The 5875-nt window shown below is 64.1% G+C and carries 7 protein-coding genes; 5 read left to right on the top strand and 2 right to left on the bottom strand.

Annotation, left to right across the window (positions count from 1 at the left end):
• Positions 1–493 (top strand): 4Fe-4S dicluster domain-containing protein (locus Q0J81_RS10105; RefSeq protein ID WP_294447610.1); only part of this gene is annotated, 493 nt, incomplete at its 5' end.
• A 207-nt stretch (positions 494–700) separates the two neighbouring features.
• Here Q0J81_RS10105 and Q0J81_RS10100 read toward each other — a convergent pair.
• On the bottom strand, positions 701–1132 hold the full coding sequence (locus tag Q0J81_RS10100) for a cyclophilin-like fold protein (RefSeq protein ID WP_294447608.1): 432 nt from the start codon (positions 1130–1132) through the stop codon (positions 701–703).
• 342 nt (positions 1133–1474) lie between these two features.
• Here Q0J81_RS10100 and Q0J81_RS10095 point away from each other — a divergent pair, with 342 nt between their 5' ends.
• The 4 genes from Q0J81_RS10095 to Q0J81_RS10080 all read left to right on the top strand — a co-directional run bounded on the left by Q0J81_RS10095 (position 1475) and on the right by Q0J81_RS10080 (position 5211).
• On the top strand, positions 1475–1621 hold the full coding sequence (locus Q0J81_RS10095) for a hypothetical protein (RefSeq protein WP_294447605.1): 147 nt from the start codon (positions 1475–1477) through the stop codon (positions 1619–1621).
• Positions 1622–1776: 155 nt separating this feature from the next.
• The gene (locus Q0J81_RS10090) at positions 1777–3564 is read left to right on the top strand and encodes a hypothetical protein (RefSeq protein WP_294447603.1); all 1788 of its coding nucleotides are present in this window, start codon (positions 1777–1779) and stop codon (positions 3562–3564) included.
• A gap of 243 nt (positions 3565–3807) precedes the next feature.
• Positions 3808–4260, top strand: coding sequence for a type III secretion system chaperone (locus Q0J81_RS10085; protein WP_294447601.1), 453 nt, complete (start codon positions 3808–3810; stop codon positions 4258–4260).
• Between the two features lie 267 nt (positions 4261–4527).
• Positions 4528–5211, top strand: a complete 684-nt coding sequence (locus tag Q0J81_RS10080; RefSeq protein WP_294447599.1) for an alpha/beta fold hydrolase — start codon at positions 4528–4530, stop codon at positions 5209–5211.
• A gap of 397 nt (positions 5212–5608) precedes the next feature.
• Here the strand turns inward: Q0J81_RS10080 and Q0J81_RS10075 are convergent.
• Positions 5609–5875 (bottom strand): MFS transporter (locus Q0J81_RS10075; protein WP_294447597.1); only part of this gene is annotated, 267 nt, incomplete at its 5' end.

The following is a 5875-nucleotide window of genomic DNA, read 5'->3' as shown; positions in this document are numbered from 1 at the left end:
CGGGCCTCTGCGCTGGCGGGTGCTCCCCCTGCTCGTGGTGTGCGTGGCGGCGCTGCTTCTTTCGTTCTGCGACGTGCCGCCGGCTGCGGCGGCGCTCTGCGGCGCGCTGCTCGGCCTTGTCATGATTCCCGCGGCGCTTTTCGTCAGCCGGAAAAAGGGCTGGGCCGCCTACTGCACGACCGTCTGTCCGCTGGGGCTTCTTGCCTGTCTTCTCGGACGGCTTTCCTTCTGGCGCGTGCGCACGACGTCGCGCTGCACCTCATGCGGCGCGTGCACGCGCGTCTGCCGTTACGGCGCGCTCGATGCGGCGCGTCTTGCCGCCGGAGGCCCGGGCCTTTCCTGCACGCTGTGCCGCGACTGCCTGAACGTGTGCCCGCACGGCGGGCTTTCTCTGCGCTGGCTGGGCATGGGCGCGGGCGGTGGAGCGGAGAAGGCCTTTGTGGCTCTTGTTGCCGCCATGCACGCGCTGTTTCTCTTTTCTGCCATGGTGTGAGGACGCACGCCGGATCGGAGCCGCCGTCGGCGTGTGTTCCGGCTCCGCACGTGAAGGCCGGGCAGACCCTGTACCCGTGGGCTCCGGCTTCTTTGAGCGGACGCGTCGCATCCCATCACTGGAAGGTTGCCGCCTGAGAAAGGCATTTGCTGTCCGGTTTCGCCGGGCGTTACGGAAATGTGCCCGGCCATGCCGGCGGCGTACCGTTCAGTCGACCGCTTCTATGATGAGCGTGTCGCCGTTTCCGGCGTTTGCAAGCGGCGTCATGTTCGAGGTGACGTGGCCGAGGCGTATGAGCCCCCGCGACCAGGAAAAGTCGCGGTAGAACACGGCAAGGTTGCCCCACGGCGCGTAATAGGTCAGGTCTCCCGCTTCGGGCGTCACGCCTTCCGGGGCGTCCTTTTCGGAGAGGCGGCCGGGAAGGTCGCTGATTTTTTCCGTGCCGTTGAAATCGCGTATTTTCAGCGTAAGCGGAAGCATGGCGCGAAAGTCGCGTGCGGCGGGCGAGTCTTCCAGCGTGGCGGACAGCACGTTTCCGTTGATGGTGAGCCGCAGAGTGCCGGTTTCTGCCGCGTCCGAGGGAACGGACGACAGGAGAAGCAGGGTGAGAGCGCAGAGGGCGGCGAGAATGGTTTTCATGATACATGCCTCCTGAAGCAGGATTGTCGGACGCGCCCTGCACGGGCGTGTCGCGCCTTGTCCGCCCCGGACGTTTTTCTCCGGGGCGGGGCGACCCCGGCAGAGATGCGGCATCCGGCGCGACGGCGCGGAACCGGTAGAGACTTCATGATATGATGGGGAGCGCGGCGGAAGGCAAATACTTCTTCTGCATGGCGCCCATAGCAAAAAGGCATGAGATCCGGAAGCGCTTCGGAAGAGCGCGTGCTGTGCTGAGCCCGGCGTGTTCTGCAAAGCTTTTGCCGCGCGGCAGAGGCGACCCGGACAAAAAGAGCCGCTGATCCGCATGACCGGAACGTTGTCATGCAAAACGTGCTCCGACAACATGGTTTTCGTTTTTTTGCAGAAATGACACCGGCGTTGGCGTTTTTTGCGGAGGTCGCAACGGCAGGTGGAGCCGGAATGGTGCTTTTTGCCGCAGCCTGGTTGTGCGGCACGCTTTTTGCATGACGAATGACAGGAGATTTTCGGCGCATCGGCGGCGTTCGTCGCCTTGCACCTGCGGGCGTTCCATGTCATCCTGAAAACAGGGCATTCCGTGGGGAAGGCGCGGAAGGCGTGACGATTCAGCAAAGCGGATCGAGCAAACAGTACCCGGAGGCATCATGAGCAAACCCATCAGCCTGACGTTCGGCAATCTTGTGCATCTTGCCACGCATATGAGCGACGATGCGAGCATCATCGTGAAGGACGGCGGCTTCAAGACGCAGGGCAAAATAGGAACGTTCTTTACTCTCAAGAGCACCAACCGGTATGCGGGCAACGTGCTTTTTGCCGCCGTGCGTCAGCAGTACGGCGACGCCGTGGCCGATGCGCTTGCGCCCCGCATGAGGGCCTTCCGGCAGGAAGGCAGGCCGCTCAGCGCACGGGCTGCGCGCGACATTCTGGCCGACGCCGCCGCCATGCACGAAGGGCTCGGCCGCATCAATAAGGACATGGCACGTCACTTCGTGCTGGCCAACGACGGTGCCGGCGACACCCGCAATCTCGACACGGCCTTTGACGCCTTCTGCGCCTCTCACGCCGTGAATCCCGCCGACCGTCAGCAGCTCAAAAATCTTTTCGGTGAAGCCCTGCTTCGTGCCGCAGGGCAGGAGAACGGAAAGCTGTTTTCCTACGCGATGCTTGCCGACATGGTGAAGGACGCCTCGCTTCCCGCCATGAAGAAGGCCTGGAATGCCGTACAGGCACAGCGCTTTCTGGACGGCGGAGGCGTGGATCAGGCCGTGGATGCCTGTGCCGCCAGGCTGGGACTCGACAACGCGCAGAAAAGGCAGCTTGGCAGACTCGCAGGCATGGCGGTACTGCATGAAGCGGAAATGGCTGCGGAACAGGGCCGTGACTTCGATGCGCAGGCCGTGTCTCGCGCCGTGGCCGAAGGCTCGCCGGCCATGCTGAGGAATTTTGCCTTTGCCTGCGGCAAAGATGTGAAGATCGACAATGTGGCGCAGGACATGATGGCCTGGGCCACGCCCGGAACTGCGGCGGACATAGCGGCGCTTTGCGTGCGCGCGGCGAATTTCGGCGGCATAGCGGCAGGTTCGCTTCTCGTGCAGAGGCTCGGAGAAATGCGCGCCGCGCAGCCGGAAGGGCCGCTCAGTCGGGCAACGATGTGGCAGGGCTGTTTTCGGGAAGCCATGCCCGGCAATCTCAAGGACGTGAACTGCCGCGACTTTGCCGATGCCATGTTCGGCAGACTGGCCGCCATGTTCCGGGAGGCGCGGCCCGCAGATCCTACGGCCGACTCCGTCGGCATGACCACTCTGGCCTCGGGCATATCCATGGAAAAGACGCTCGCAAGCCTGCGCGGGCCCGTGGCGCTGTCCATGAGCGACTTCGTCAATGTTCCGCGGCTTACGCCCGTGCAGAATCTCGGTACCCTGCAGGAAGTGGAAGCCTCTCTTGCCAAGGACATCAAGCGGCGCGGCTCGCACAACGCTCTGCCCGGATACACGCCCATCGTCAGCTTCGGCGTGGCCGGGGGCGAGGTTGAGACCGTGCGCATTCAGGATACGTCCGGCATGTCGGAAGCGGATCATGCGGAATACGCGGCGGGACGGCCTTCGTCCAGAAGTCACCTGCTTGCCGAACAGGCGCTGCGTCTCTGTGCGGGCAACGAGGTGCAGGCCCGGCAGGTCATTCAGAGCATGGGGCAGAGCGGCGCGTTTCTCGTGCGTTCCAACAGCTCCGTGACCGGCATCTTTGAATCCGAACATTCCCCGCTGGACATCGACGTGCGCCGTCAGGCCGACGGCAGCGTGACCATGCGCTTTTTCAAGCCCGACGCCTCGCCGCTGGACATTGATTACACCTATACCGTCATGCCCGACGGCAGCAGCCGTCTCACCGCCTGCCGCATGCAGGCCAGAGCGCCCCGGCCCGCCGGTGACTAGTCTGTCCGTCCCGTTCCGGCCCGTCGTCGGAACGGGACGCGCCGCAGGCGAAAGGGCGCTTTGCCTGCGCGGCGTCCATGACTCCGCCTGCCGGGAAGGACTGTCTTTTCCTCAGCCCGAAACGGCGAAAGACAGGGCAGGCCGAGTCCCGGGAGCAGGGGCGTTTTCCCGGCCTTCTGTCTGAAAGAGGCGTGCTGTCTGCGTTTTTCGTTCAACCACCTGTGTCATGTTGAGGATATGATCATGTCTGAAGCCTTTTCCTCCCTGCTTGCCGCGCTGGCGCCCGTGCTGGGACTGCCTGAAATCACCGTGCGTGAGGACGACCCCTCCTGTCTGCTCGTCATCGACGACTTTGAAGTGAGCCTTCGCTATCTGCCGGGCTCGGACGCCGTCATGATGTTCACCGTGGTGGCGCCTCTGCCCGAAAGCGGGCGCAGCGGGCTTTTTGCCGAGCTTCTTGACGCCAATACCTTCTTTCGCGGCACGCAGGGCTTTACGCTGGCCGCCCGCGAGGATACCGGCGTCACGCTTCAGGGCGTCATGTCCATGCGCATGCTCGACGGCGCAAGCGTCGTTTCGTGGTTGCAGAACTTCGTGGACGTGGCGCAGCACTGGCAGGCCGTGTGCCTGAACACGGAAGCGCCGAAGCCCGACGAGGCTCCCGCCGTCCTGCCGCAGGACATGCTGCGCGTGTAGCAGGCCGCAGGGCTTCCCTTCCGGGAATGGTGCGGGAATGTTCCGCGCGTTTCCATGAAAACGCGGCGCGCTTTTTGCGTCTGTGCTCGCCGGGCGTTTTTCTTCGTTTTTTCGGAGGAAAATACTTAAAGGCGCCCTTGTCGTGCGGTATCTGTGGCGTTGAGGCGATCCGGCTGTTGTCCGTGAGGAAGGACGCGGCTTTCAAGATTGCGTCCGCCCCGAACGTCGACCCTGACCCGGCTTGGCCGGAACATAGAGGAATGGAACATGGCTGTTGTGCTTTCCCGGCGCTGGAAAAGAAATCCCGAACGCCTGCTCAGAGCGTGGGGCATGGCGTCGCCCGTGCGCTCAGCGCGCGGGGAAAGGGCCTTTCTTGACAGGCTGGATGACGCCCCAAACGACGCGCTCGGCAACCTCTGTCTGGTCATGGGCGGCTTTACCGACGCGTTCTTCGGCAGAGCCTACGTGCTCATGCCCGAGCTTTCCGCGCTGCTCGGCCCGGGATTTGATCTGTATTACCGCGAATATGACGAGATTTCCTCCGCGCGCCGTCTCCTGCGCCGCTATGGGGCTCTTTCGTGCAGGGTGGTGCTCACAGGCCACAGCTGGGGCGCAAGCTCCCTCGCCCGCGACGTCGTTCCCGCCTGCCCGCACATCGCTGTCGACGCCCTCGTCACGCTCGATCCCGTAGGCGTGCGCGGGCCTGTCTTCCTGCCCAATGTGCGCCGCTGGCTCAATGTTTACCTTCCCTACGACAAGGCCGCCTGGAGCCGCGAAAACAACATCGCCCGCATCGGCAGACCCTGGGAGTTCGTAAGGCAGGCCAGCGTCAACCGCGTTCCCGCCTCCCTGCGCCATGCCGATGCCCGCGGCATGTTCCGCGAGTTCGGCGAGGGCTTCATCCGCCTCGCCATGCTGGAACGCGACGCCGCAGAAAGAGAGAAAGGCTGAGATGGCGGGGAAAGGCAGACAGGGGCGCCGCCCCTGGCCCCGCCGGGGGAGATAATCTCCCCCGGGCCCCCATAGTTGTCTTGCGGCTGCGCCGCGCGGCGGGGATCGTGCGGATGCCGGATGTCGGGCCTTGAAAAACAGGTGGGGAGTGCGCCGGGTCAACGCTCCGGGAAGCCTTCGTTGAGCGCAAACAGTCTTTTTTAAAGCTCGTGCTGCCCCTCGCTGCTGCCTTTCAGCTTTTTATCAACGCTCTGGGGCCCCGGGCGACGTCAGGAGCCCGGCCGGTGGTCATAAGTAGGCGGGATTCACTCCCGCCGTTAAACGCAATGACCGCCGTACAAGCCCTGTGTCCGTACAGCGTGTCCAGAGCAAACGGGCGGTTGCGGTACTCGGGCGGCTATTTTTTTAAAGGCGGTCGGAAGCTCCAGCGAAGGGCGAAGAGCGCGAGCAGCAGGGCGGCAGTCACATAGGCCGCCTCCATGCCCCACCGGGCAATGATGAAAAAGCCGCCGAGCGGCCCGAGCGCCGCCCCGAGATCCAAGGCAAGCGAGTGGGCCGTGATGACGGATCCCGGTCGGCTGCGCGAGGCGACGTCCGTGGCAAGGGCGTCGGAAAGCGTGGGCAGGGCCGTGCAGCAGACGCCCACGGCACAGAGCAGAGCAAG

Source organism: uncultured Mailhella sp. (genome assembly GCF_944324575.1).
Classification (GTDB): Bacteria; Desulfobacterota; Desulfovibrionia; order Desulfovibrionales; family Desulfovibrionaceae; genus Mailhella.
Note: the sequence above shows the minus strand (reverse complement) of the source record. Positions and strands in the feature narration are given on the sequence as shown.

Coding starts and splice junctions, on each gene's coding strand:
- Q0J81_RS10100 (WP_294447608.1), bottom strand. CDS start 1,132: ATGAAAACCATTCTCGCCGCCCTCTGCGCTCTCACCCTGCTTCTCCTG.
- Q0J81_RS10095 (WP_294447605.1), top strand. CDS start 1,475: ATGCAAAACGTGCTCCGACAACATGGTTTTCGTTTTTTTGCAGAAATG.
- Q0J81_RS10090 (WP_294447603.1), top strand. CDS start 1,777: ATGAGCAAACCCATCAGCCTGACGTTCGGCAATCTTGTGCATCTTGCC.
- Q0J81_RS10085 (WP_294447601.1), top strand. CDS start 3,808: ATGTCTGAAGCCTTTTCCTCCCTGCTTGCCGCGCTGGCGCCCGTGCTG.
- Q0J81_RS10080 (WP_294447599.1), top strand. CDS start 4,528: ATGGCTGTTGTGCTTTCCCGGCGCTGGAAAAGAAATCCCGAACGCCTG.